Below are 25,978 nucleotides of genomic sequence, written 5' to 3'. Positions count from 1 at the left end.
ATCCTTTTTTGGGCTTTTATTTTGGCGTTTTATGCGCTATCCTTTAAATATAGAGAACGGCCCGGGGGATAAAGGATAAGCAAGGGGCCGGAAACTGGGGGAAAGCGTAAAGTGGGGTAAACACGGAGCGCTTTAAAGGAAGACGCCCCAGCCGGAGTACCCGGCGGGGCGTCCACTTAAAACAAATTTCATCCGTCCGGAAGCGGGAGGGGACCCGCTACCCCGGGCAACACACTAAAAGGGTTTCGTTTTCCGTGGGAGGGGACGAAACCCTTTTTATTGGTTTGGGAGTGCAAAAATAAGTCTTTACAGGCTCTTTTGGTACAGTCTGTACCGTTTGCTGGTGTGGCAGCCGCACTCCATAATACCGCGGATAATGCCCTCATTATCTTCCAGCACCCACGAAAGTTCCGCCTCGTTCCAAACGGCTACGCCGTGGTCAATAATGTGCTTAATCAAAATAAGGTCAATACCGCGCTTTCTAAATTCAGGCGCCACGCCCAACATAATCAGGCGCGCATCCTTAATTTTACGCCAAGCCAACAGCGCTTTCACTATGCGCAATGGATTAGCAAGCGACCCCTTTAATTCTTTAAGCGCGTGGTTCATATTCGGGATGGCAATGTAAAACCCGGCGGGCACGCCTTCCACTTCCAGCACGCAGGTTCCTTCGGGGCGAACGATTAATTTTAACTCGTTCACCACATCCGCCATTTCCTGCTTGCTCATCGGCACAAAGCCCCAGTTTTCCGCCCAAGCCTTGTTGTAAATTTCGCGGATGATTTCGGCCTCCGCGTCCAAATTTTTGAGGTTCAGCCGCCTAAGCGTAATGCCGTGCCCGCGCGAACAGCGCGCGCAGACCTTTAAAAAGCGTTCGGAAAATTTGTCGTCCTTACTGCGCTCAAAGGCGAGCAAGTCCTTGATTTTCCCATACCCGGCCTTTTCAATCAAATCCATATAATACGGATAATTATACGGCATCATAATAGCGGGCATACTGTCAAAACCGTCCGCCAAGAGGCCGTAGATGTGGTTGCTGTCCGGGTTGGCCGGGCCGCGCACGGCCGTTACGCCCTTGGCGCGGAGCCAGTTTTCAGCCGCCTGAAAAAGCGCCGCCGAAACACCTTCGTCCTTTACTGTATCAAAAAAGCCAAAGAAACCGATATTTTCGTGGTGGTATTCGTTGTGCTCTTTATTTAAAATGGCGGCAATGCGCCCAACGGTTTTGCCGTCCTGATACGCCAGAAACAGGGCACGTTCGTTCTTCACCCAAAAAACATTATCCAAGCGCAGTAATTTTTTGGTATCGGCTTTTAATTCGCCCACCCAATACGGGTCGTTTTTATATAATTCAAATGGAAAATTAACAAAAGAGTCCAACTCCTTATCCGTTATTTGACGTATTTCCACACTCATATTTTCCCCTCTAAAAAAGAAACCCCGGCCGCAAAGACCGGGGTCATCCTACAAATAAACTATTTAATCACACCTACCGCACGGCCCGCTTTGGCAAAAGCGTCAATGATTTTGGCAACGTGTTCGTCGGTGTGGGTCGCCATAAGGGTCAAGCGCATAAGCGCGTGGCCTGGCGGCACGGCGGGGCTGACCACCGGGTTGGAGAAGATGCCCAACTCGTGCAGGGCACGCCACATTTTAAAGCAGTTTTCGTTGCTGCCGACGTGTACCGGCAAAATCGGAGTGGTGCTGGTGCCCAAATCGTAGCCCAAGTCTTCCAAGCCTTTTTTAAGTTTGGCCGTCAAACGGAACAAATTGTCGCGGCGGGACGTGTCGTTTTCAATGAGTTCCAACGCCTTGGTGATAGAGGCCACGCAGGCAGGCGGCAAGGCCGCGGAAAAAATCTGGCTGCGGGCGTTGTGGCGGATGTAATGGATAATATCCGCATCGCCCACGACAAAGCCGCCAACGGTGGCAAAGGTTTTAGAGCAGGTGCCGACGACTAAATCTACTTCGCCGTTTTCCAATCCGAAATATTCGCAGGTGCCGCGGCCCGTTTTGCCGATGATACCCGTCGCGTGTGCATCGTCCACCATAATACGGGCGCCGTATTTCTTGGCGATTTTGACGATTTCCGGCAAGGGGCAAATGTCCCCCTCCATACTAAATACGCCGTCCACAATAATCAGTTTGCCGGCTTCGGCGGGGAGTTTGGAAATTACGCGTTCCAAGTCGCCCGGTTCGTTGTGTTTAAAGCGCACCATTTCGCCGTCGGAAAGTTTAATACCGTCCAAAATGCTGGCGTGATCCAGTTTATCCACAATCGCGTAGTCACCCTTTTTAACCAAGCACGACACTACGCCCAAGTTCATCTGATATCCGGTAGAAAAGATAAGCCCGGCTTCTTTGCGTTTAAATTTGGCAATGCGTTCTTCCAACGCATCGGCGGCCTTGGTGTTACCGTTTAAAAAGCGGGAGCCGGCACAACCGGTGCCGTATTTCAAAGCGGCTTCGGCGGCGGCTTTCTTCATTTCGGGGTCATCCGCCAAGCCTAAATAGTTGTTGGACCCGGCCATAATGTATTTTTTGCCGCCCAACACCACCTCCGGCCCTTGCGCGGATTCTATCGGCTGGAAATAGCCGTAAATGCCCAAGCGCATAGCCAGTTTGGCGTCTTTGTAGTTTTTGCATTTCTCAAAAATATCAGACATATTTTATCCTCTTGACGCAACAACCGCGCCGCAGCCCAAAAGCCGCAAAGCGGTTTATTTACTTACCTTTTTAATAATATTGGTGGTGGAACGACCTTTAAGCAAGGGGAAACGCACCACTTTTTTTGCAAATTCACGCCCGACGATTTCTTCGGGTTTATAGTCTCCGCCCTTTACCAGCACATCCGGGCGGACGATTTTAATCAAATTATACGGCGTATCTTCCTCAAAAATGCTGACGGCGGATACACTTTCCAGCCCCCCCAGCACCAAGGCTCTGTCGGCCTGGGTGTTTACCGGGCGGGTGGGCCCCTTTAAGCGGCGCACGGAAGCATCGCTGTTGAGCCCGACCACCAGCACATCACCCTTAGAGCGGGAAAACTCCAACACGCTGACGTGCCCGGCGTGCAAAATATCAAAGCAACCGTTCGTAAAAACGATTTTTTTGCCTTCCGCACGGGCGGTTTCCACAAATTTTTTAAGCGCACGAGGGCCTAAAATTTTATTTTTTGCCTTCACCTTTTTCCTTCTCCTGCGCCATCATCCGCTCAATAAGGCCCGTATCCATATTACCTTTAATAAAGTCCGGGTTATTGACGATTTTTTGGTGGAACGGAATCGTGGTTTTTACGCCTTCAATCAAAAATTCGCCCAAGCAGCGGCGGCAACGCGCAAGCAGGTGCTCGCGGTCCGGCGCGGTAACAATCAGTTTGGCAATCAAACTGTCGTAATAACTGGGAATCGTGTAGCCCGTGTACATATGGCTGTCCACGCGCACGCCCAATCCGCCCGAAGGAATCCACTCGGTAATGGTGCCGGGGCACGGCGTAAAATTGTGTTCGCTGTCTTCGGCGTTAATGCGGTGTTCAATCGCGTGGCATTTGATAACCGCCGCATCCTTTTGCGTGATGTGGAGCGGTTCGCCCTGCGCAATTTGCAACTGCATTTTAACGAGGTCCTGCCCGCAGACAGATTCCGTTACCGGGTGTTCCACCTGCAAGCGGGTGTTTACTTCCATAAAGTAAAATTCTTTATTCTGCGCCATCAAAAACTCAACCGTACCGACACCGCGGTATTCGGCGGCTCTCACCAATTTGCAAGCGGCCTCTTGGAGTTTTTGGCGGGTTGCCGGGTCCACAAACGGGGACGGGGATTCTTCCACCAGTTTCTGGTGGCGGCGCTGCATACTGCAATCGCGCTCCGCAAACGCCACTACGTTGCCGTAGTTATCAGCGGCTACCTGCACCTCAATATGGCGCGGGTTCAAAACGAGTTTTTCAAAATATACGCGGTCGTCGCCAAAGTTGGCGCGGGCTTCGCCCTGCGCGGTTTCCATCATCAGTTCCAAATCTTCTTCTTTTAGGCACGCGCGCATACCCTTTCCGCCGCCGCCCAAGGTGGCTTTAATCATAATCGGGAAACCAATTTTGCGGGCCACTTCGCGGAAGTTTTTACCTACAATGCCGTCGGAACCGGGCGTAATCGGCACGCCTGCGCGTACGGCAATTTCGCGCGCGGTGGATTTAACACCCAACATTTCAATAGAGTGCGCGGTCGGCCCGATGAACGTCATACCGGCCTTGGTAACGGCTTTGGCAAAGTCCGCATTTTCGGACAAGAAGCCGTAGCCCGGGTGAACGGCATCGGCCCCGGTGATTTTCCCGGCGGTAACGATGGCATCCATATTTAAATAACTTAAAGGTGAGGGCGCGGCGCCGATGCAAACGGCTTCATCGGCCATACGGACGTGCAGACTGTTGCGGTCGGCTTCCGAATAAATAGCCACGGACTTAATGCCCATTTCTTTTAAGGTGCGGATAACGCGCAGCGCAATTTCGCCGCGGTTAGCAATTAAAACTTTTTTAAAGGGAGTAATTTTAATGTTAGCAGACATTGGTTACGCTCCTATTTGGCGGCCTGCTCAATAAAAAATAGCGGCAAACCAAATTCCACGGGAGCGCCGTCTTTGGCGGTTACGACACGCAACTTGCCGGACACGGGGGCCGTTACTTTATGCTTTTGGGAAACGGTTTCCACCACGCCTAAACCGTCGCCTTCTTTTACGGCTTGGCCTTCTTTGAGCGCCAAGTTTTTGCCTTTTTCAGCCGCGTGGTAAATGCCGATGGCCGGAGAAGATACCGCCGTAAGCGAGCACTCAAAATGCGCGGGCTCCGGCAGGGCTTCTTGGGTTTTTACTTCAATACAATCGCCGTCTTTTTCGTAGCAAAATTCGGCTAAATCGGTGGTTTTGAGCCAATCGGTAATTTCCGTAATGAGTTTGGTGTCCATAATGTCCTCAATATATAAATAAAATACGTTTAGTTTATTTTACCATTTTTATAAACCCAACAACACGCTTTTATAACCCTTTTTCGGCCTTGGGCCGCGACGCGCAAAATGCTACGGTAAAACTATGAAAAACATTTACAGAACTTTTTTATCGCTTTTGTTTTGGCTGGTCGTCTGCCAGTTACCCGCCTTACCCGGCGGGTATATCGTGCGGCAAAATTTGGTTTGGTATCACGGGCTTACCAAGCCGCCGCTCGTGCCGCCGGATGCGGTTTTCGGCGCGGTATGGAGCCTGCTGTATTTATTTTTGGGGATAAGCGCGTTCTTTCTTTTTAATAAAGGCTTACAGGGACGCAAGAAAACCGCTGTTTTATTTATCCTGCAACTGGTGCTTAATATTTGGTGGACGCCGCTTTTCTTTGGGCGGCACAATATGCAGTTGTCCCTGTTGCTGCTGCTGGTAATGCTGGCGGAAACCTTTTGGCTGTGGGCGGATGCGCGCAAAAAGGATGGACTGGCCGCCCTGCTGCTGGTGCCGTATGCCGTGTGGCTGTTTTTTGCGTGTTATTTAAACCTCGGGTTTTGGCTGCTTAATTAGGCACAAGGAAAAGCCCCGGCACGCAGACCGGGGCTTTTGTTAAAGGAAACGATATTAGCGGCTGCGGTAATGGCGCACTAAATCCATACCTACCTTCATTACCTTGTAAAAAGTAGAATCCAAGAGCGTGGAAACATTATCAATTAAGTCAAACGCGCTCTTCGTTTTATCTACATTTTCCGCAGTGGAAACCGCCAAATACTCCACGGCTTCGGCCGTGCGGGTAATTTGCCAAAACGCCCGCACCGCAAAAATCACCAACACCACAAAAGCAACTACCGCTACCAGTACACACCATTGGTAAAAGTCCATATATTTCCCCCTTTCCGGCTTTTTCTTTATTAAAACTTTTTGCCCGGCGTTCGTCAAGCCCCGAAAAAGAGGTTAAAAAAGCCGCCTAAAAAGACGCGCCGTTTTTCCTTATTTTTTAGGAATTATTGGATTTATTTTTGACAAGCAACCTGCTTATTAGTAATAATTACTATTAATAAGCCTGCCCGGCCCCGCTCAAAAGACACAACAAAAGAGCGTTTTTCCCGTCGGAGGGCCACATTTTTAGGCTTGCGGCAAAATCGGTTTTAAGACGGGATTTGCATTTTTGGTCCGTTTTTGCCAAAATTTTAAAAGTCGTTAGTTTATTTAGCGGCGAATTATTCTACTAGGATTACAACTATTATGGAAAACTCCGAAGTTATTACCCGTATCGTTAAAAGAGACGGTACGACGCAACATTTTGACTCTAAAAAGATTACCCGTGCCATTACCAAGGCCGCCGAAGCGACCGGCGAATTTGACGCCGAAACCGCCAAAAAATTAACGATTCGCGCCATTAACATTATCCAGCAACTCTATTCCGACACCGTACCCAACGTGGAAAACGTACAGGACATCGTGGAAGATGTACTTTTGACCTCTAACTATCACAAGACGGCCAAGGCCTACATCTTGTACCGCGACCAGCACGCCCGTATGCGTGAAATTTCCTCCAAATTTAACGTGGATTTGGTGGACCAGTATTTGCAAAAAATTGACTGGCAGGTAAACGAAAACAGCAATATGGGCTACTCTTTGCAGGGGTTAAATAACTATATTTCCTCCGAAATCAGCAAGGTCTATTGGCTCAACAAAATTTATCCCGAAAACGTCCGCCGGATGCACAGCGAGGGCGATTTCCACTTGCACGATTTGGGCCTGTTGGGCGCGTACTGCGTCGGCTGGGACTTGCAGGACCTGCTTTTAAGCGGTTTTACGGGCGTAGTCGGCAAGGCCGAAAGCAAACCCGCCAAGCACTTGCGCACCGCTTTGGGCCAAGTAGTCAACTTCTTTTACACCTTGCAGGGCGAAAGCGCCGGCGCGCAGGCGTTCAGCAACTTTGACACCTTGCTCGCACCGTTTATCTATTACGATAAACTTTCTTACAACGATGTAAAACAAGCCTTGCAGGAATTTTTGTTCAACGTAAACGTGCCTACCCGCGTGGGATTCCAAACGCCGTTTACCAACTTAACGCTGGATTTGACGGTTCCGTCCTACTATAAGGACCAGCCTGTCATCATCGGTGGCAAATTGCAGGACAAAACCTACGGCGAATTCCAGGCGGAAATGGATATGTTAAACCGCGCGTTCTGCGAAGTAATGCTCGCGGGCGACGCCAAGGGCCGCGTGTTTACGTTCCCGATTCCGACGTATAACATTACCAAAGATTTTGATTGGGACAACCCCAAACTTACCCCCTTGTGGGAAATGACGGCTAAATACGGTATTCCGTACTTTGCCAACTTTATTAATTCCGATATGAACCCCGAAGATGCGCGTTCTATGTGCTGCCGCTTACGCATTGACAACCGCGAATTGCGCAAACGCGGCGGCGGTCTGTTTGGTTCCGCTCCGTTGACGGGCTCTATCGGTGTAGTAACCATTAACCTGCCCAGACTGGGCTACTTGGCCAAAGATGAAAAAGACTTCTTCGCCCTTTTAAAGGACCGTATGGAAGTGGCCAAAAACAGTTTGGAAATCAAACGCAAGGTCATTGAGCGCTTTACGAAAGGAAACCTCTATCCGTATATGAGTTTCTACCTGCGCTCGGTGCGCCAGCGCTTTGGCGAATTTTGGAAGAACCACTTTTCCACCATCGGGCTCGTGGGCTTGAACGAAGCCTCCGTCAACCTGTTGGGCGAAGATATCGGCACAGAAAAAGGCAAAAAATTTGCCGAAGATGTGCTGACCTTTATGCGCGAAACGCTCGTAAAATTCCAGGAAGAAACCGGCAACAACTACAACTTGGAAGCCACCCCGGCGGAAGGTACGTCCTACCGCTTGGCGAAACTGGATAAAGAGCATTATCCCGAAATTATCTGTGCCAACGAAGAATTGTACAAGCAGGGCCACCAGCCCTTCTATACCAACTCTTCGCAGTTGCCCGTCAACTATACCGACGACGTGTTTGAAATGCTGGACCTGCAAAGCACGATCCAATCCAAATACACCGGCGGTACGGTACAGCATATCTTTACGGGTGAAAAGATTAAAGACTTGGAAGCGATGAAGAAATTCATCAAAACCGTCTGCGAAAAGTACACACTCCCGTACTTCTCCATCACCCCCACGTTCAGCGTCTGCCCCAAGTGCGGCTACATTGAAGGCGAACACTTTGAATGCCCCAAATGCAAGGCCGAACGGATGCAGGAACTGGAACACAAGATTAAACTGTTGGAAGAACAGTTATACAGCAAATAGTTCTGTAAAATATTACCTTTTTTGGGTTACTTTGCCCGTCAAAGATAACCCAAAAAAGCGGTTGCGGACGGCACCATAAAGTGCCATAATAAAGTAACGGGTTTTCACGGGCCCGTTCCCGTCAACATAGGTTATTATTCGTCAGGAGACATACAAATGACTGCACAGGAAAGACAAGTAGTTGAAAACAAAATCTCGGAGCTTAAAAAAGAATTGAACGACGTTCACGGTTCCAAATGCGAGGTTTATTCCAGAGTCGTAGGCTATCTGCGCCCCGTACAAAACTGGAATAAAGGCAAAAAAGAAGAATTTGCGATGAGAAAAACGATGCACGTCGGCTGCTCTTGCGGTTGCGACAAATAAGTTTTTCGCTTTTAGCGCAACGGACTGGGTATGAAGATAGGCGGATTATTAAAATTTACGTTAATTGACTTTCCCGGACGGCCGGCCGCGGTGATTTTTACGCAAGGGTGTAATTTTCGCTGCCGCTACTGCCACAACCCGGAACTGGTCTATCCGCATATGTTCGCCGAGCCCGTTGCCGAAGAAGAAATAGACGCCTTTTTAAAGCGCCGCCAAGGCACCTTGGAAGGGATTGTAGTATCCGGCGGGGAACCTACCCTGCACGAGGATTTACCGCAGTTCCTGGCCAAATTAAAAGGGATGGGCTATGCTACCAAGTTGGATACCAACGGCACCCGCCCCGATGTGCTTAAACAATTAATTCACGATAAATTGCTGGATTTTATCGCAATGGATTTAAAAGCCCCGCTGGAAAAATATTCACTCATCACGGGAGTGGATTTTAACCCGGCGGTACTGCGCGAATCTATGAAATTAATTGTAGAGAGCGGGCTTGGATACGAGTTCCGCACCACTTACGACAAGGAAGTGCTGACCGACGCGGACATTGCGGCTATCACGCAACTGACCGACGGCAAACACTACCGCGTGCAAGAATGCCTGCCCGTAGCCAAAGAAAAGGCCGCCTTAAAGGTAATGCATACCGAGTTGTAAAATTGGTTTTATTTTGCAAAAAACGCGCTTGCTGGCGCGTTTTTTTATGGTCCGCCAGGGAATATTCCCCCCAAAAAAGCAGGCCTTTTGCACACATTAAAACAACAAAAACCCGCCCGGAACGGTTGCTCCGGGCGGGTTTGCTATGAAAAGTTTTTATTAGCGGGCAAAGCGGTTCAGATTGTCGCGGAAGTCAAACAAATCGTCCTGTACCGGGCCTTGCAAGGTAATAGCGTATTCGTTGATAAAGTCTACGGGTTTCACCGTACCCCAAGAGGTTTTAATGGGCTTTACAAATTCCTTCGCCATCGCCGGGCCCAATTGCGGATTCTTTTTCAACTGGGCATTAAACTCGTCCATCGGGTTCATCATACTCTGCAAAATCCAGTTAGCATTGAGTTGTTTGGTGCTTCTGACGAATTTGCGGAACGCAATGACAGAATCGGCATACGCCTTCGGCAGCGCTTGGTTTACCGTCAAGGCATTGGCTTCGTCCAAGGCGTTAGACAAGGCGGTATGGAACGCATCAAATTTTACTTGTTCGCTCTGAGGTAAGTTCACAGTTTCCATACGCAGGTAATTTTCAAGCGTTAAGAAATAGGAACCGTTGGCAATCGCCACCGGGCGGTTGATAATTTGGGCGGCGCGGGCCGCGGTTTCCGGCGCTTTCTTTTGCAACGCCATAAAGGTTACGCGGACTTCGTCCATTGCCTGGAACACATAGTTAAAATCGTGGTATTGTTTGGCTTGGACAGATTTGGCAAAAGTATTATAGGCATTAATCACTTCGGAGGCACCTGCCACTCCGGCTTGGTTTTTCAAGGTAGCCGCCGTAACTGCCTTGGTTAGTTTTGCGTCCAAGGTCGTGTCCTTTTCAATCTTCTTCTGGGCAAAGGCCCCCGTCGTCAGCAACAACGCTAATGCTACGGTTAAAAATCTTTTCATAGTTTACTCTCCTTTTTTTAAGTAACTTCCTTACTATTAGTTTAAAATAATACAACCTTTTGTACCAGGGTCTTTGGACCTAGGCCCAAGGGGCAAAAGGTCCTAGTATTTAAATTGGCCCTTTTCGTACACCGTAACTAAGGAGCCGTCCTTTAAGCGGGCGGTAACCTTTTTGTCCTCGGTATTGATTAAATCCCAATGCAGGGAAGAATCGTTAAAGCCCAGTTTTTCTTTTACGGCTTTGGTCAGTTTATCTTGCGCGCCCGTGTAGGTGTCGGCGTAACTGGCCCCAACGGCAACGTGGCAGTTGCCATACTTGCCGCCAAAGTTTTCATCGTACAAAATATCAGCCATAAACTTGGTAATTTTGGAAAAGCGTCTGTCGGTCAGCGAGAACTCGCCAATTTGCGCCGCGCCCTTATCCATTGCCAGCATTTTGCGCACAAAGGCCGCCCCCTGCTCGGCATCCGCCTTGACGGCGCGCCCATCTTTAAATTCCAAACGCACGCCCTTTACATAATTTCCGCTGCGGTAAGAGGACAAGTCGGCAAAATAGACGCCGCGCGTGCCGCGCCAATCGGGCGATGTAAAAATTTCAAACGACGGGATATTGCATCCTCCCCCCGCCACAAAGCGGCGTTTTGCGCCCAATAGAACCTCAAAATCCATTGATTTAGATTCAATATGCAGCGTGTGAATAGGCAAGTTGGAAAGCCACTCGCCGATTTCGGTAACGGCTTGGGTTACCTCCTGCCATTTTTTGACGGGGTCCTTTTCATTTAAAAAGCAAGCGCGGGCGATTTGGGCGGCGTATTCCTTGCCGGAAAGCCCCGCCCGTTTGGCGAGTTCTTCCGTCGGATAATTGCACAACGTCCACGCAAAGAGCCCCTTTTGTTCGCGCACGTCCAAAATTTCGCGCAAGGGTTTATGCGCTACCGCACTTTTGGCAATGCGGGCCGGGTCCACATTTTTTAAATGCGTTAAATCTTCGGGCGCACGCAAGGAAATCAGACCGTTAATGCCCCCTTGAAATTCTTTTTCGCCGGGGGCTAAAAAGGCCAGTTGTTTATCGTCGGCTACGGTGTAAAAAGTTTTAGAAAAATTTTCCGGCGCGTTCCAACGCAATACCACTTGGTAGCGTTTTTCCAACAATTTGGAATAAATTTGTTCCGCCAGCGGGCGAGCAGAAAAATCGCTGCGCAGCAGAACGGTATCATATGGTTTAAATTTTCCGTTTTTGCGGGCGGATTCCATTGCCCAAATCATTACATCGGCGTATTTTTCGTTTTGCTTCTTGGTAAAAAACATTTTGTGTTCCCCCCTATCTTATATTAATGTTATAATACAAAATATAATATTCCGTGTGAAAAAAATGAAAAAATTATTACTTATTATTTTTGCCTTTTTTTGTATCTGCCCCGTCTGGGCGGATGTATCCCCCAAGCCGGAAATGGAATTTTCGTTCGTTTACGAAACGGAAAATAAACCGGCCATTGACCCCTTGCACAGCGAGCAACTCCAATGCGAGGACAACCAATGTATTTCCGCCAAGCCGCTAGGGTCTTACGGCTTGCAAAAATTGCGTTGCACAGAAAGCAGTTGCTTTTCTATTGCGTACGACTACGAGCCCTTTCAAAAATTGATTATTGCGTTTGCGGATGGCACAAAGCGCGAAAGCCAAGTGTTTGCCTCGCCGGATACACTGCGGGCGCATTTTAACGTAAAAGTTGGCGCGGATTCGCTGGACGTTACCCCTGCGGGCACGGCGGAAAATGTCGGTCCTTGGGCCCGCCGGGATGCGTGGACTTCGCTCGCCGTTATTTTGATTTTGGAACTGTTCGCGGCGGCGGCCTTTTTAAACTACACCAAAAAAAGTTTTACCATTTTGTACAGCGTGGCGCTGGCGAATTTGTTTACGACGGCGGCTTCGTGGATTGTACTCGTGCGGTACGTAAAGGAAACAGCACTTTTGTGGATTTTCTGCCTGCTGGCAGAAGCGCTTATCATCCGGCTGATGAACCGCAAAAAAATATCCCTGCACGATGCGTTTATGTTAAGTTTAACCACAAACGTAACCAGTTACTCACTCGGGCTAATGATATCCTTTTTGATAGCCCCGTTACTCTTTTAAAAATTAACCCCGCCAAGTGCGGGGTATTTTAATGCTTAAAATGAAGTCCAGCGCGCAAGGCAAAGCAAGTTTGCTGGCGTTTCCTCATACTTGTTATAACCTCTTTTAAAATGTATAATACTGATAAACTGTTAGTAGTTGGAGAAATATAATTTACAAAATAAGCCTTAAACGCGGCTTATATACAATTTTATTCTGTTTTTGGAACCGTATGTAGAATACGGTGCGCTGTTGGGATACCAACGGCACATGAACACTCCAAAAACAGCCGATTTAGACAGAGTACGCGCGAGCTGATCCCTTGTGTGTACTCTGTCGAGTGCTTCCTGCCATATTTTATATATGGCGGGGGCTACGGCTGTTATTATTTGGGTTAGTGTTCATGGCTCAAATATAACAGCCGTTTTTATTTGCCTGCTTTTGCTTCGTGTTATAGTTGAGTTAAAAAGTTTATTAAGGAGAGAATATGCTTGTTGGAGGATTAATAATTGTTGGAATAATAATTATATGGATTGGTCCGGCATTAGTTTTTGCTTGGAAAATGGCTTATATAGATAGTTTCCAAGAATTAAAACCATACGAAGCAAACTTTATTACCATCCAAGGTTTCCTTGAACAGGCAAAGCATTTTGCCACACATCCAGATGACCATCAGGCTCAACCATTCAAAGGGACTGCTAATATTCGGTTTTGTTTAGAACTATGGTTCCGAATTCAAATGCTATTAGAGTGCTATGATATCAAAATGATACGGGCAATTATTCAAGATTATTTATCTGATAAGCCTTTGTTAGATCCAGATACACAAACGACTGTAGGTCAGGCCCTAATTTATGGTATGACCATTATAGAATCGGATAGAAATAAAACCTTAGAAGAAAATATAATGCATATAGATAAGTTGTGTAAAACCTGTGTTTTTATTCTGAGCTTAGTAACAGAAAAGGTAATGCCAAAAAATGAAAAAGATGAAATATTTAGATCTATTCAACAAAGTGCTTTTATGAAATATCATCAATTGACTTTAGACAATATTAAAAAAGAATTCTAGGAGGAAAATATGTGGCCTTTTATTACAAAACAAAGCATTTCTGACTTGTACACTCAAACCTATGATGAAATTATGAAAAATTTCCTTGATACTTCATGGAAAAAATCGCTATTTTTTGAGCTAAAACCAATCATATATGTTGTGGCTGATATAGCTAGCATGCAAGCACATAAAAATAGAGAACAGGTCGCTCAAAAAATTATTGCTAATATGCATTTAACAAATAAGGAGACCCAACTCTTTGATCAACGTTTGGACTTATACGGCAAGAATATTAGGGGAGGAAAATTACGAGGCGAATGGCTGTTTTGTGATACCAAAAAATGGGAAACTCATCCGGTTTTGATTTGTTGTGTTGTGTTAGGAGATATCTTAATAGATCCAGCGTGTGCTGAAGATTATGAAAATCCGAAATTGAAGCTTAATAATCCAATTGATACTTATTATTTAGCAATAAAGATGACCACAACAGCAGAAATAGTACTAAAGTTTTTTAATGAAGTATCTAAACTCTAATTATACAGGAGAATCGTTATGTTGGAAAACAAAAATGGCTCTAATAACTTAACATACTTCATTTTGGCCTTAATATGCTTTATATTAAGCGGATTAGTAAAGGCTTGTCTCCCTGATATACTAAATGGTAGGTATTAAGCAGTTTGATGATTGAGAGAAAACCATGTATGACGGGGATACCTTTAAGGTCTATTTGGCCTGTAGGTATCCCCTGTTTTGTAAAAAAATGTCCGTACGCGTAAACGGGATAGACTGCCCGGAGTTAAAAACAAAAGACCCCTGCGAAAAAGAACTCGCCCAAAAAGCCAAGCGGTTTACAGAAAAATTTTTAAAAAGCGGCCCAATTATCCTGCGCAACTGCCAAAAGGACAAGTATTTCCGCCTGCTCTGTGATGTTTTCGTGCGCGAGCCGCTAGAAACTACTCGGAAGAAGGAAAAAAGTTTATCTCAAGCCCTTTTGGGTAAAAAACTGGCCGTACCGTACTCATGCGGAAGCAAATAACCAGTTGACTGGTGTCTGGGAAAATTGAGAAAAAGGGAAAAACCGGCTAGCCCCATTTTAGCCGGGGCGCTTTTTATAAAATAGTCATACAGGAAATGCCGTTTGAAATTTTAAAGACTCTAACTTTTTCGCAAAAATGTGAAACTCCCCGAACTCCCTCCTGGGGGGCTGTGCGGTATTCGCAACTCCCCGGGTTCACGCCCGGGGTTTTTAGTGGTTAAAAGTAGAGTCCCTACGCAGGCAAAGCAGTTTGCCTGCTTCCCCTTTATAAACAAAAAACCTGCTTTTCAGCAGGTTTTATAGTTTACCGGGGAAGGAAACTTCCCTACGATCTTTTCCCTGACGGAAAAAGCCTCCGGGCCGGGCCTCGCGGTTTTCGCCTTGCGCACCGAAGTACCTTTATGTGCGCAAACTCAAACATCGCTCCGGCCTTCAAGTCCCTGCGCAGGCAAAGCAGTTTGCCTGCTTCCCCTTTATAAACAAAAAACCTGCTTTTCAGCAGGTTTTATAGTTTACCGGGGAAGGGACTTGAACCCTTAAGCCCGTGCGGGCAATAGTTTTTGAGACTATCCTGTATACCAATTCCAGCACCCCGGCATAAATCTTGTATATTTATTCTAGCAAATTTATTTCAAAAAGAAAATATTTCTTTTTGGTTTTCCAAATTTCTCTTAAAATTAAGGCAAAATTACCCTCTCTATTTTTACCTTACAGTACGCAATAAATATAAATTTACTGTCCTACTATTGGATAGAAAGAGCAAAGTTGTTATAATAAAAATGAAAAAATTACTAATATTAGGAACCTTACTTTTTTTATTGATTGGCTGTGCCTCTGTGGAACAGCACAATGGCCGGCAAAGTGTGTTAATGAACCCCGTTGCCATAGAACCGCGTCCGTTACAAGCAGATATACAAGTAGGCCGGGCGATTAGTGGCGCGGCTGAGTGTGAAACTTGGTTCGGGTTTATTACAAAACAACCTCAAAAGCAAACTTATGGAGTTGATATGTAAGAACCCCAAGGAAACTCTGCCCCAAGAGCCTGTACGCGCGGAGCCATTTACGATGCCCTTTCTAAAAATAATGCGGATGTTATAGTTGCGCCCCGATACACTTCTATCAAAAAGAAAAACTGGTGTATTTTGGGGCTATGTCTGCATTCCGTGGACCAAATTATCGTAAGCGGATATAAAGGCGATGTTGTTAATTTACGCCCTATGGATGAAGAAATCGTTAAAAAACGCCGTTTAAATATGATCCAAGACTCTGCTCCCGCTAAAAAACGGGGAATATTCGGGTTATTTTAGTATAAGAAAAAGAAAAGTATCTTATTTATGTAATATCCTACCTACAAACAGGGCGGAATTTTATTCCGCCCTGTTTGTAAGTCCTAGAAGAAATGCCTGAGTTGTTTTGATAAAAAGAGTTATTTAGAGTTAATTAGATTGGGGTATTTAATAATGGATTATTAGTTGTTAAAATATATTTATTATGAAACATTTTTTTCTTCTCGCTTTGCTCTTATCATATGTTTCGTCATATGCCCAAATGTACCGCGCCGGACAAGGCGCTTCCCCGGAACCTGTTAATTTTCCCCGTTTTGAAATTTCCGTTGGCTCGGGCGTAACTTCTGCTTCTTTGCAAGAACCGTCCGGCGATACGGTTCTCCACGATAAAAACATTACCGATTTGCGCTTGTTATATTCACTTTCCTCTTGGTTTTCACTCGGGCCAGCGGTTTATTTTAGCAAGGAAAAAGACAATCAGCCCCTGATTTCCTCGTATAAAACCCGTCGTTTGGGCGTAGCAGGAAAATTTAATTTATCGCCCGATACCACACCACGCTCATATGCTTTGCTGGAAGCCGGCGCCATGGAAAGGAAAATTTCTTATTTGCGTTCGGTAGAGGATAAGGAAACCTCCCCTTATTTAACGGCCGGCCTGGGAACCGAAGTAGATATTTATGGCGGTTTTTTCTTGGGGTTGGAAGGACGCGTATCTTACTTTTTCAAAGATAAAGTCGGCAATTTCTTTCAGTTAAATTCCCCGTGGGAAGCCTCTTTTGCCTTGCGCGCAGGACTGCACTTTTAAGCCTTAATAAAAAGCCCCGCATTGGCGGGGTTTTAAATTCTACGCGACACTAAACAGTTGGCATTGTTTTACTCTTTCTTGGTAAAAAAGCACCCTTTCGGGTGCTTTTTAAATTCAAACGGAGAGGGAGAGATTCGAACTCTCGATACGGTTTCCCGTATGCAGTCTTTCCAGGACTGTGCCTTAAACCGCTCGGCCACCTCTCCAAAATCGGTGTGCGGTCTAATGACTACTTGTTTATTATAGCAAAAAAATGTGCAGGTGGAAAAGTTTTCGTTGAAATCAGCGTTTAAATGTACGCACTTGGAAGCCCAACACACGTCCGATAAGCATTAGCGGAACCAATACAAAAATGCTAAACGCTGCAACAAGGAGCGTCATAATAAACCCAAAGGCCAGCACCAAAATTCCGCCGAAGATCCCCCCGTTGTCGCCTTTTTGACGTGCGGAATCCTTGGGCGTATGCTCCCCCCCAATGGGGTTGCCGTTTTCGTCCAAAATTTCGGGCTCTATAATTTCTTCCGTGCGGACCAAGTTTTTGTTTTCCATATTTATATTATGGCATAATCGGGGCCATTTGCACAGCCTGCCCGGGCCTAGGCTAGTAATTTGCCAAATTGGTAAAATATACATATATTAAAAACAGGAATATTAAAATGAAGAAACTGCTATCCTTGCTTGCCCGCAGGCCCGAAGTCCCCGCTACCCGCTTGGTGGCTATATTATCCGCCTATTTCTTGCTACTAATGAACATCAGTTTTTGGCGTTTCGTTTTTACACACGTCAGCGTTTCCGGCTTTGCGGACGGCGTATTTTTATTGTCCTTACCTATATTGATTTTTACCGTTATTTATGCGGCCTTTTGCGTGTTGTTATTACCGTATGTCGGCAAGCCGCTTATGGTGCTGATTCTTATCGTGTCGGCAGCCGTCAACTATTTAACTTATCAATTCGGCGTGTTTATTGATGCGGATATGATTCGCAACACCTTTGAAACCAACCCCGGCGAAGTAAAGGATTTAATCACCCTGCGTTCCGTTTCGTGGCTGGTTTTATTGGGTATTTTGCCGTCGCTTATTTTGTGCCGCGTAAAAATTATTTTTAAACCCTTTTTTAAAGAATTAACCGCTCGCTTGGCCCGCGTGGGCATTTTGCTTTTGTGCCTGGTGGTATTAGCGCCGTTTGTTTATAAGGAATACGCTTCCTTCGGGCGCAACAACCGCCAAGTGCGCCGCTTGGTTATTCCGCATAACTATGTGTATGCCACAGTACGCTATTTCCAGATAGAAGCCCAACACCGCCGCCCGTTTACTAAACTGGACGAAGACGCCAAACACGTCCCCTACCACGACGAAAAGAAAACGGTTTTTGTGCTCGTACTGGGTGAAACGGCCCGCGCGCAAAACTTCTCGTTAAATGGCTACGAACGGGAAACCAACCCACGCCTAGCCAAAGAGGATATCGTCAATTTCCCACACGTTACGTCGGCAGGCACGGCTACGGCAGTTTCCGTACCGGCTATTTTCTCGTTCGCCACGCGCGACGGCTTTAACCTCACCGATGCCCGCTATACCGAGAACCTGTTGGATTTGTTACAGCAAACGGGCTACAAGGTACTTTGGCTGGAAAACGACAACGGTTGTAAAGGCGTTTGCACCCGCGTACCCAACAAAGAAATGGACGTAAAAAATAAAAAATATTGCGACGGGCTCTACTGCCACGACGAAATTATGTTAGGCGAACTGCGCGATTATTTAAAGAACTCCAAGGACGAACATTTGTTTATCGTTCTGCACACCATCGGCAGCCACGGTCCGACGTATTTCCGCCGCTACCCCCAAAAATTCAAAAAGTTCACGCCAACCTGCGACACGGAGGAAATTCAAACCTGTACACGCGAGCAAATCGTCAATACATACGACAACACCATTTTGTACGCGGATTATATTTCTGCCAGCGTGATTAATATATTAAAGGAACACCCCAAATGGGAATCGGGGATGATGTATGTATCCGACCACGGGGAATCCTTGGGTGAAAACGGCGTATATCTGCACGGAATCCCGTACGCGATTGCGCCCGAAACGCAAACCCGCGTGCCGATGGTAATTTGGATGAGCGACGTAATGAAGAAATCCGACCATATTGATTACGCTTGTCTTAAAAAGAAAGCTGCGGAAGGAAAATTCTCACACGATAATATTTCCCACTCGCTTTTGACCTTAATGGAATCCCAAAGCAAGGTGTACGACCCGAAATTAGACTTCTTTGATTCGTGCCGCACCTTACCGCTTCCGCAAGAACAAAAATAATTTACACCCCAGGGACGCAAGCCCCGGGGTTTTTTATGCCGTGCCGTAGGGCGGTATAATTGGTAAAATATATATAGGTTACGCGTGAAGGCACATCACGCAAATTCAAAAAACCGAGGAAGAAACTATGTTACCCAAAGCGTATGAACCGCAAGAAGTAGAACAAAAATTGGCCGACAAATGGCAAAACGCCAAATTGTTTGCCGCCAAAAACGATAAAACCAAAAAACCCTTTGTTATTGTTATCCCGCCGCCCAACATTACGGGTGCGCTGCATATGGGGCACGCGTCCACCAACACGTTACAGGATGTTTTAATCCGCGCCCACCGTATGTTCGGCGAAGACGCCTATTGGGTACCGGGTACGGACCACGGCGGTATTGCCACACAGAACGTCATTGAAAAGAAACTCGCCAAAGAGCAGCACAAATCCCGCCACGATCTGGGGCGCGAAGCCTTTGTGCAAACCGTTTGGGATTGGTACAAGGAGTGCGGCAACGCTATTTTCAACCAGTTCCGCAAAATGGGCTGGGCCTTGGACTTGTCCGACATCCGCTTTACGATGGACGGAAAACGCGCGCAAGCCGTTTACGAGTGCTTCCGCCAATGGTGGGAAAAGAAATATATTTACCGCGGCAAACGATTAATCAACTGGTGCGTACGCTGTTCCACCGCCTTATCCGATATTGAGGTAGAGCACGAACAGCACGCGGGTAAATTGTGGTATCTGCGCTATAAAGGTGAGGACGGCGGTGAAGGTATCGTCATTGCCACCACCCGCCCGGAAACCATTTACGCCGACGCCGCCATTGCCGTAAACCCCAAGGACGAACGTTATAAAAATATGGTGGGCAAAAAAGTTATTATCCCGCTCGCCAACCGCGCAATCCCGATTATCACCGATGAAGCCGTAGAACTCGGCTTCGGTACGGGCGCCTTAAAAATCACCCCGGCGCACGACGCCACCGACTACGAAGTCGGACAACGCCACAACCTGCCCATTATGACCGTCATCAACGACAAGGGCAAGATGATTAACTGCCCCGAAAAATATCTGGGTATGGACCGCGAACTTTGCCGCAAGGAAACCGTAAAGGATTTGGACGAAGCCGGTCTCTTAGTAAAAGAAGAAAAATACAACAACGCCGTTTCCACCTGCTACCGCTGCCACAGCCCCATTGAACCCTTTATGAGCGAACAATGGTTCGTCAAAATGGACAAACTGGCCGCTCCGGCAATTAAAGCCGCAGAATCGGGAGAATTACAATTCCACCCGGCCAGTTGGAAAAACCCGTTCTTGGGCTGGCTTAAAAATATCCAGGACTGGTGCATTTCCCGCCAGATTTGGTGGGGCCACCGTATCCCGGTGTGGTACTGCCGCCATTGCAGCGAAAAAGGCCTCACCTTTGCCACCGACCAACAGGGCCGCGAACAATTAACCAAGGTATCGTTTGAAGACGGTGCAAAGCCGATTGTATCCTTTAAAAAGCCCGAAAAATGCCCCCTTTGCGGCGGGCACGATTTGGTGCAGGACCCCGATGTGCTGGACACTTGGTTCTCCTCTGCGCTGTGGCCGATGTCCGTCTTCGGCTGGCCGGAAAAAACGCCCGAAATGGAACACTTTTATCCTACCAGCGTAATGGTAACCGGGTACGAAATTTTGTACCTGTGGGTAGCCCGTATGGTAATGACAGGGCTGGATTTTACGGGCAAACTTCCCTTTAAGGACGTGTATTTGAACGGGATTATCCGCGATAAACGCGGTAAGAAGATGTCCAAATCCTTGGGCAACGTAATTGACCCCTTGGATATGACCGCCAAATACGGGACCGACGCGGTGCGCTTCTCGCTTTTAATGCAAGCCGTACCCAGCAAGGATATTCCGTATTCCGAAGAAAGCATTACGGGCGCGCGCAACTTCTGCAACAAGATTTACAACGCTTCCCGCTTTATCTTAATGAATATGGAAGGCTTAACGGGCCCGCTTAAAATGCCGGAGCACGTTACGGAACTGGCCGACCAATGGATTTTGGACCGCTACACTAACGCTATCAAAACCGCTCGCGAAGGCATTGAAAAATACAACCTCGCGCTGACGGCCAATACGCTCTACCACTTTTTGTGGGGCGATTTCTGCGACTGGTATGTAGAACTGGCCAAACAACGCTTCCAAACGGCGGAAAAAGAACAGGTTATGGCGCTTTGCGTACACATTTTGTACGGCACGTTAAAGGCCTTGCACCCGTTAATTCCGTACATCACGGAAGAAATTGCCGCCTCTCTGCGCCCGTATGTTGGCGAGACGGAAGAGTTCTTGCTCAACCAGTCTTATCCGGAATTTAACCCCGCTTGGGTCAATACCGAAGCCGTAGCCAAAATGCAGGCTGTGCAAAACGTTACGCGCGAAATCCGCACCATCCGCGCGCAGTTCAATGTGCCGCCGGGCCTCAAAATTGCGGCCGTTTTGTCTGCCAAGGACGAGGCCGATTTAGCAGTTGTAAAGGCTTACGAAGGCTACATTAAATTAATGGCGAAAATTGAAAAATTGGACATCGGCGTTAATTTGCCTAAACCCAAGCAAACGGCTACGGCGGTGGCAGACAACATCGCCATTTATGTACCGCTTACGGGTTTAATTGACTTTGAAAAGGAAAAGAAACGCCTGGAAAAGGACCTTGCTATCGCCAAAGCGAACATTGCTTCGCGCGAAGCCAGACTTTCGCAGGAAAGTTTCATTAAAAACGCTCCCAAAGAGCAGGTGGAAAAGACCAAAAACGAACTGGCCGCCGCCCGCCTTACCTTGGCGCAGGTTACGGCTTCGTTGGAGGATTTGGCCTAATGAACAAATTTTACACCGCGGCCGCTTGCGTGGCTACCCTGTGCTTGCCCCTTGTGGCGCAAGCGCAGGACTTGGAGTGGAAAACCGTAACCAAATACAGTAAAGCCGAAGCCAAAAAACAACTGACGGAACGCTTTACCAAATATGTTACGTTTGACACCCAATCCAACGATCAAACGGATAAGGTCCCCAGCACGCCCGGCCAGTTAAAACTGGCTAAGGCGCTGGCCAAGGAACTTAAAAAATACGGCGCTAAAAACGTAAAGATAGACGCGCACGCCATTGTTACCGGGGAAATCCCGGCGACCTCGGCGAACGCCTCGCCCGTAGTGGCCTTCCTCGCGCATATGGATACCGCGCTGGAAGCCTCCGGCAAGGATGTTAAACCCCAAGTGCATAAAAACTACCAAGGGGGCGATATCGTCATCAACGCCGAAAAAAAATTGGTCATCAATCCCGCCAACTCGGCCCAACTCGCCCGCGCGCGAGGACACGATATTATTACCGCTTCCGGCGGCACGTTATTGGGCGCGGACGACAAAACGGGTGTAGCCGTAATAATGACGATGGTGCAATACCTCTATGACCACCCGGAACTGGAACACGGGCTTATTAAAGTAGCCTTTACGCCGGATGAAGAAGTGGGCACAGGCGCCGAAAAAATGGACGTAGCCGCATTTGGCGCGGATTACGCCTATACCTTAGACGGCAGCGACCTAGGGCAACTGACAGACGAAACCTTTAACGCAAAAGCCTTTACCGCCGTATTTAAGGGCTTGCGCGCCGTCCACCCCGGTGAAGCAATGAACTCCGCCTTTGCAGACAACCTGTTAATGGCGTCAGATTTCCATACGCTCCTGCCGCGCCAAAGCCGCCCGGAAAACACGGCCGGCCGCCGCGGGTTTATTTTGGTGGACTCCATTGTTACTAACGGCGACGAAAGCACGGTAAAGGGCATTATCCGCGCGTTTACGGACGAGGAAATGCAAGGCCTTGTAAACGAGGTTACCCGCGCCTTTAACACCGTTAAAGCAATGAACTATAAAGGTACGGGTTTTGAACTGACGTTTGAAGACCAGTATAAGAATATGAAAACGGTCCTGCCCGCCCAAGTGGTAAATTTGGCCGAAATGGCAATGCGCCAAGAGGACATTACGCCCAACCGTATGGCGGCGCGCGGCGGGACGGACGGCTCTACACTTTCGTTTATGGGCCTGCCCACGCCGGATATCTTCGCCGGGCAGTACAACCTGCACAGCGAGCGCGAATATGCGGATGTGGACGTAATGGAAGCCTCCCTGCGCACGGTGATAAGGCTAATTACCCTGTGGAACCTGCAACCCGCTCCGCAAACAGAAAAATAGACTCTTTCACTCCCCCGCCCCGTGCGGGGGTTTTTTATTTTTCCCCTACATTTAGGACCCAAGTTTTATTTAGGTCTTTTGGCCCTTGCGGCAAAGGGGGCAGATTCATAAAATAATAGTAATATTAATTAAAGGAGATTTTATGCAAATCAAACAGTTGTTTGCCGTTTTGTCCGTATTTGTTTTCGGCGCTTCTTTTGCCAGCCAAGCCTATGCCGCTGCCGCCTGGCCCGCTAACAATACTCCGCGTGAACGCACCTATGTAAAAGATTCCGTCCGTAAGAATTTGGGGCAGAAAAATGCCTCTTTGGCCGCTAAATACCGCAGCACGATGCTGGACCGCTTTCTAAAATACACCACCTACGACAGCCAAAGCAGCGACGCCGCCGATATGACGCCGGAACAAATTGAAACCGCAAAAAAACTATACGCCGAAATCCAAAAATTCGGCTTTAAGACCACCTTGTCCGAACATTACTATATTTATGTGGAAATTCCGTCCAATGTAAATTGGCAAACCCCTACCTTGGGTTTTAGTTGCCATTATGATACCACGCCCGATATTATCGGCAAAAACATTAAAGCGCAAAAAATCGCTAAATACGACGGCAAACCGATTCAACTGAAAAACGGCCACACAATGACCTTGGAAACCGACCCGTATTTGAAGCAAATGATTGGTAAAACCATTGTTACTTCCGACGGTACCACAATGTTATCCGCCGACGATAAGGCCGGCGTATCCGTCATTGTAACCTTAATTCAAACCTTGGCCGAAAACCCGGCTAAAAAACACGGTAAAATTCAAATCGTCATTACGCCCAACGAAGACGTGGGCCGCTCGGCTGATTATATTGAAGAAACCCCCTACAACCCGGACCTCGCCTTTGACTTTGACGGCGGCGTAAACGGCGAAGTAGTGGTAAGCAATTTTAATGCCGAAAAAGTGATTTACCGCGTGCACGGTGTAAACGGACACCAATCTATGGCCGCTGAAAACGGTTACAGAAACGCTTGGAAACCCGCCTGCGAACTGGGCGCCGCCTGCGCCAAGGACGAGTGGCTGCCCAACAACAGCCGCGGCCAGCAAGGCTATGTGGAACTGCACCATATGGATATGGGCGACGGCAAAGTAAACGTAGCCGAACTGGACTTCCGCCTGCGCGATTTCCGCCAGCAGAACATTGACGACTGGAAGAACTACGCCGACAAAGTAGCCAAAGAAATCAGCGCTAAATACGGCGTGAAGATTGAACGCGCGATTGCCAAACAATACGGCAACGTAGCCGAAAACATCCACCCGCAAGCGCACCAAGTGGTTGCCAACGCGCTCAAAAACGCGGGCGTAACGCCGAACTTTAAAGAAGAACGCGCCGGCACGACGGCCTCTATGTTAATGCTTAAACTGGGCAAAGGGGCCTACACCGTATTTACGGGGCAAAACAACCCCCACGCCTTCACCGAGTGGCTCAGCGAAGAAGATATGTACAAGGCGTACTTGGTCGCGCTGAATATGACCGACGAAGTCGTAATGATGAAATAAGAAGGCGCAACAAGTTAATGAAGATTTTAATTGCTACGGGCAACCCGCATAAGTTTAAAGAGTTAATAGACATCTTGCCCGTAAAAACCAAAAACGGCACGCCGATAGAATACGTCAGTTTGGCGGATTTTAAAGGCTTAACGCTCCCGCCCGAAACGGGCCTCACGTTGGAAGACAACGCGGAAATAAAAGCCGTCTATGCTTCCCGCCAAACGGGGTTACCCGCTATTTCGGACGATACGGGGCTGGAAGTAAAGTTTTTAAACGGAGCCCCCGGCGTATATACCGCCCGTTATGCGGGCGAACACGCCGACGCAGACGATAACAACCGCAAGTTGTTATCCGCCTTGGAGGGGCAGTTACTGCCCCAGCGCGGAGCCAGTTTCCGCACCGTGGCCTGCCTGGCAACCCCGCAAGGGTGCGTACAAACCTTTGAGGGCGCGCTGGACGGATACATTGGTTTTGGTTACCGCGGCGAAAACGGTTTTGGGTATGACCCGCTGTTTCTAGTGGGCGAAACCAAAAAGACGCTTGCGGAACTGACCGAAGCCGAAAAGAATAAAATCAGCCACCGGGCCCGGGCGTTTGAAAAATTAGCCGAAAGGTTAGTGCTGTTAAAACCGCAAAAATAAGTTGGATTTTATAAGGAAGCCCCCGCGTATTAAACGCGGGGGTTTTTCACATTAAGGGAGTTGGTATTGGTTAGTGCCCGTAATCTGCGTGCCACCCATACTTTTGCAAACCGCTTCATTGCCGTCGCAAACCCGCATATTGGGGCGGGCGGAGTGTTCTAAATATTGAAGATAACGGAGTCCGTCTTGCAAACGGGCCGCGACAAGTAGATTCCCAGATGAACTACTGCCTGCCTGATGACCCGTACCAGACAATAAATCAATCACCGTTCCGTCCGGAAAGCGCAAATACCCGTCGTCCGTGCTTCCTCCGGCCAAGGTGCCGCCAGCGGGCATATCTACATCCAATTCGCTTACATTTCCCGTATAATACCCGTTAGACATATAAAACACCTCTTCTGCATTAGCCAACGTTTTTACAAGCGGAATTACCTTGGTTAGACGCGCCTTTTTGACGGCTTTTTCGTACTGGGGCATCGCCACCGATGCCAAAATACCGATAATAAGAACGACTACTAAAAGTTCAATTAAAGTAAAACCTGCACTTGCGGCGCAAGAAATATTAGCCGTGCGGCCGCCCCAAACAGACGTCATTCCGTAAGGTTTCTGTACGGAATCTCGTCGTTTCGCAACAACAGATTCCCGACTAAAACACTCGGGAATGACGCCACTAGCACAAGTGGCCGCACGGCTAACATTACTAAAATCTTTCATTTTTTCTCCTTTTTAAGGCCTTTATATTTGAG

25 protein-coding genes and 2 tRNA genes are annotated in these 25,978 nt (G+C 47.8%); 15 read left to right on the top strand and 12 right to left on the bottom strand.

The genetic code is table 11. The features are described from left to right. Nucleotides 1-306: 306 nt before the first annotated feature. From B2118_RS02550 to B2118_RS02530, 5 genes are read right to left on the bottom strand one after another with little or no spacing between them, the layout of a single operon-like run. On the bottom strand, nucleotides 307-1,416 hold the full coding sequence (locus tag B2118_RS02550; RefSeq protein ID WP_428053056.1) for a GNAT family N-acetyltransferase: 1,110 nt from the start codon (nucleotides 1,414-1,416) through the stop codon (nucleotides 307-309). A gap of 59 nt (nucleotides 1,417-1,475) precedes the next feature. Continuing rightward, nucleotides 1,476-2,666, bottom strand: coding sequence for an aminotransferase class I/II-fold pyridoxal phosphate-dependent enzyme (locus B2118_RS02545; RefSeq protein WP_428053054.1), 1,191 nt, complete (start codon nucleotides 2,664-2,666; stop codon nucleotides 1,476-1,478). A 54-nt stretch (nucleotides 2,667-2,720) separates the two neighbouring features. Further along, on the bottom strand, nucleotides 2,721-3,185 hold the full coding sequence (rfaE2, locus tag B2118_RS02540; protein WP_428053052.1) for a D-glycero-beta-D-manno-heptose 1-phosphate adenylyltransferase: 465 nt from the start codon (nucleotides 3,183-3,185) through the stop codon (nucleotides 2,721-2,723). Beyond that, entirely contained in the window at nucleotides 3,169-4,560 is a 1,392-nt protein-coding gene (accC, locus tag B2118_RS02535) for an acetyl-CoA carboxylase biotin carboxylase subunit (RefSeq protein WP_428053050.1), read from the bottom strand. The genes rfaE2 and accC overlap by 17 nt, the downstream gene beginning before the upstream one ends. A gap of 11 nt (nucleotides 4,561-4,571) precedes the next feature. Further along, nucleotides 4,572-4,955 (bottom strand): acetyl-CoA carboxylase biotin carboxyl carrier protein, encoded by a 384-nt coding sequence (locus tag B2118_RS02530; protein WP_428053048.1) that lies wholly within the window; start codon nucleotides 4,953-4,955, stop codon nucleotides 4,572-4,574. Between the two features lie 124 nt (nucleotides 4,956-5,079). Here B2118_RS02530 and B2118_RS02525 point away from each other — a divergent pair, with 124 nt between their 5' ends. Then, the gene (locus tag B2118_RS02525) at nucleotides 5,080-5,553 is read left to right on the top strand and encodes a TspO/MBR family protein (RefSeq protein WP_428053046.1); all 474 of its coding nucleotides are present in this window, start codon (nucleotides 5,080-5,082) and stop codon (nucleotides 5,551-5,553) included. 54 nt (nucleotides 5,554-5,607) lie between these two features. Here B2118_RS02525 and B2118_RS02520 read toward each other — a convergent pair whose 3' ends face one another. Then, nucleotides 5,608-5,865 carry a hypothetical protein gene (locus B2118_RS02520; protein ID WP_428053044.1) on the bottom strand — a complete coding sequence of 86 codons (258 nt, stop codon included), beginning with the start codon at nucleotides 5,863-5,865 and terminating at the stop codon, nucleotides 5,608-5,610. A 363-nt stretch (nucleotides 5,866-6,228) separates the two neighbouring features. Between B2118_RS02520 and B2118_RS02515 the strand changes: the two genes are divergently transcribed. The 3 genes from B2118_RS02515 to B2118_RS02505 all read left to right on the top strand — a co-directional run bounded on the left by B2118_RS02515 (nucleotide 6,229) and on the right by B2118_RS02505 (nucleotide 9,306). Next, nucleotides 6,229-8,289: a ribonucleoside triphosphate reductase gene (locus B2118_RS02515; protein WP_428053042.1), complete on the top strand. Its 2,061-nt coding sequence runs from the start codon at nucleotides 6,229-6,231 to the stop codon at nucleotides 8,287-8,289. Between the two features lie 156 nt (nucleotides 8,290-8,445). Then, the gene (gene nrdD / locus B2118_RS02510; protein ID WP_177748700.1) at nucleotides 8,446-8,652 is read left to right on the top strand and encodes an anaerobic ribonucleoside-triphosphate reductase; all 207 of its coding nucleotides are present in this window, start codon (nucleotides 8,446-8,448) and stop codon (nucleotides 8,650-8,652) included. Between the two features lie 30 nt (nucleotides 8,653-8,682). Then, nucleotides 8,683-9,306, top strand: coding sequence for an anaerobic ribonucleoside-triphosphate reductase activating protein (locus B2118_RS02505; RefSeq protein WP_428053040.1), 624 nt, complete (start codon nucleotides 8,683-8,685; stop codon nucleotides 9,304-9,306). A 159-nt stretch (nucleotides 9,307-9,465) separates the two neighbouring features. On the opposite strand, the gene B2118_RS02500 is transcribed toward B2118_RS02505, so the two are convergent. Both B2118_RS02500 and B2118_RS02495 read right to left on the bottom strand, forming a co-directional pair. Further along, complete coding sequence (locus tag B2118_RS02500) at nucleotides 9,466-10,251, bottom strand: hypothetical protein (RefSeq protein ID WP_428053038.1); 786 nt, start codon at nucleotides 10,249-10,251, stop codon at nucleotides 9,466-9,468. A 102-nt stretch (nucleotides 10,252-10,353) separates the two neighbouring features. Next, the gene (locus B2118_RS02495) at nucleotides 10,354-11,559 is read right to left on the bottom strand and encodes an aminopeptidase (RefSeq protein ID WP_428053036.1); all 1,206 of its coding nucleotides are present in this window, start codon (nucleotides 11,557-11,559) and stop codon (nucleotides 10,354-10,356) included. A gap of 64 nt (nucleotides 11,560-11,623) precedes the next feature. Here B2118_RS02495 and B2118_RS02490 point away from each other — a divergent pair, with 64 nt between their 5' ends. The 4 genes from B2118_RS02490 (at nucleotide 11,624) to B2118_RS02475 (ending at nucleotide 14,451) form a co-directional block, all read left to right on the top strand. After that, the gene (locus B2118_RS02490) at nucleotides 11,624-12,382 is read left to right on the top strand and encodes a hypothetical protein (RefSeq protein WP_428053034.1); all 759 of its coding nucleotides are present in this window, start codon (nucleotides 11,624-11,626) and stop codon (nucleotides 12,380-12,382) included. A 466-nt stretch (nucleotides 12,383-12,848) separates the two neighbouring features. After that, nucleotides 12,849-13,433, top strand: a complete 585-nt coding sequence (locus B2118_RS02485; protein WP_428053032.1) for a hypothetical protein — start codon at nucleotides 12,849-12,851, stop codon at nucleotides 13,431-13,433. A 9-nt stretch (nucleotides 13,434-13,442) separates the two neighbouring features. Beyond that, nucleotides 13,443-13,949 carry a hypothetical protein gene (locus B2118_RS02480; protein ID WP_428053030.1) on the top strand — a complete coding sequence of 169 codons (507 nt, stop codon included), beginning with the start codon at nucleotides 13,443-13,445 and terminating at the stop codon, nucleotides 13,947-13,949. A 226-nt stretch (nucleotides 13,950-14,175) separates the two neighbouring features. Beyond that, the gene (locus B2118_RS02475) at nucleotides 14,176-14,451 is read left to right on the top strand and encodes a thermonuclease family protein (RefSeq protein WP_428053028.1); all 276 of its coding nucleotides are present in this window, start codon (nucleotides 14,176-14,178) and stop codon (nucleotides 14,449-14,451) included. Nucleotides 14,452-14,964: 513 nt separating this feature from the next. Here the strand turns inward: B2118_RS02475 and B2118_RS02470 are convergent. After that, nucleotides 14,965-15,048, bottom strand: a tRNA-Leu gene (locus B2118_RS02470). Nucleotides 15,049-15,230: 182 nt separating this feature from the next. Here B2118_RS02470 and B2118_RS02465 point away from each other — a divergent pair. Next, nucleotides 15,231-15,464 (top strand): hypothetical protein, encoded by a 234-nt coding sequence (locus tag B2118_RS02465; RefSeq protein WP_428053027.1) that lies wholly within the window; start codon nucleotides 15,231-15,233, stop codon nucleotides 15,462-15,464. 478 nt (nucleotides 15,465-15,942) lie between these two features. Beyond that, nucleotides 15,943-16,542 carry an outer membrane beta-barrel protein gene (locus B2118_RS02460; RefSeq protein ID WP_428053025.1) on the top strand — a complete coding sequence of 200 codons (600 nt, stop codon included), beginning with the start codon at nucleotides 15,943-15,945 and terminating at the stop codon, nucleotides 16,540-16,542. A 119-nt stretch (nucleotides 16,543-16,661) separates the two neighbouring features. Here the strand turns inward: B2118_RS02460 and B2118_RS02455 are convergent. Continuing rightward, nucleotides 16,662-16,748 (bottom strand) — tRNA-Ser (locus B2118_RS02455). Between the two features lie 76 nt (nucleotides 16,749-16,824). After that, nucleotides 16,825-17,091: a hypothetical protein gene (locus B2118_RS02450; RefSeq protein ID WP_428053023.1), complete on the bottom strand. Its 267-nt coding sequence runs from the start codon at nucleotides 17,089-17,091 to the stop codon at nucleotides 16,825-16,827. Nucleotides 17,092-17,198: 107 nt separating this feature from the next. Here B2118_RS02450 and B2118_RS02445 point away from each other — a divergent pair, with 107 nt between their 5' ends. The 5 genes from B2118_RS02445 (at nucleotide 17,199) to rdgB (ending at nucleotide 25,232) form a co-directional block, all read left to right on the top strand. Beyond that, nucleotides 17,199-18,854 carry a phosphoethanolamine transferase gene (locus tag B2118_RS02445; RefSeq protein WP_428053021.1) on the top strand — a complete coding sequence of 552 codons (1,656 nt, stop codon included), beginning with the start codon at nucleotides 17,199-17,201 and terminating at the stop codon, nucleotides 18,852-18,854. A gap of 127 nt (nucleotides 18,855-18,981) precedes the next feature. Next, on the top strand, nucleotides 18,982-21,693 hold the full coding sequence (locus B2118_RS02440) for a valine--tRNA ligase (protein WP_428053019.1): 2,712 nt from the start codon (nucleotides 18,982-18,984) through the stop codon (nucleotides 21,691-21,693). Next, complete coding sequence (pepT, locus tag B2118_RS02435; RefSeq protein ID WP_428053017.1) at nucleotides 21,693-23,057, top strand: peptidase T; 1,365 nt, start codon at nucleotides 21,693-21,695, stop codon at nucleotides 23,055-23,057. Before B2118_RS02440 ends, pepT (B2118_RS02435) begins: the two co-directional genes overlap by 1 nt. A gap of 142 nt (nucleotides 23,058-23,199) precedes the next feature. After that, the gene (gene pepT / locus B2118_RS02430) at nucleotides 23,200-24,600 is read left to right on the top strand and encodes a tripeptide aminopeptidase PepT (protein WP_428053015.1); all 1,401 of its coding nucleotides are present in this window, start codon (nucleotides 23,200-23,202) and stop codon (nucleotides 24,598-24,600) included. Between the two features lie 17 nt (nucleotides 24,601-24,617). Next, nucleotides 24,618-25,232 carry an RdgB/HAM1 family non-canonical purine NTP pyrophosphatase gene (rdgB, locus tag B2118_RS02425; RefSeq protein ID WP_428053014.1) on the top strand — a complete coding sequence of 205 codons (615 nt, stop codon included), beginning with the start codon at nucleotides 24,618-24,620 and terminating at the stop codon, nucleotides 25,230-25,232. 51 nt (nucleotides 25,233-25,283) lie between these two features. Here the strand turns inward: rdgB and B2118_RS02420 are convergent, their stop codons facing one another. Further along, a complete protein-coding gene (locus B2118_RS02420; RefSeq protein ID WP_428053012.1) occupies nucleotides 25,284-25,826 on the bottom strand; it encodes a type IV pilin protein in 543 nt (180 codons plus the stop codon). Nucleotides 25,827-25,978: the final 152 nt, after the last annotated feature.

It is taken from the genome of Candidatus Avelusimicrobium stercoris, from assembly GCF_002437085.1.
Lineage (GTDB): Bacteria > Elusimicrobiota > Elusimicrobia > Elusimicrobiales > Elusimicrobiaceae > Avelusimicrobium > Avelusimicrobium stercoris.
Note: the sequence above shows the minus strand (reverse complement) of the source record. Positions and strands in the feature narration are given on the sequence as shown.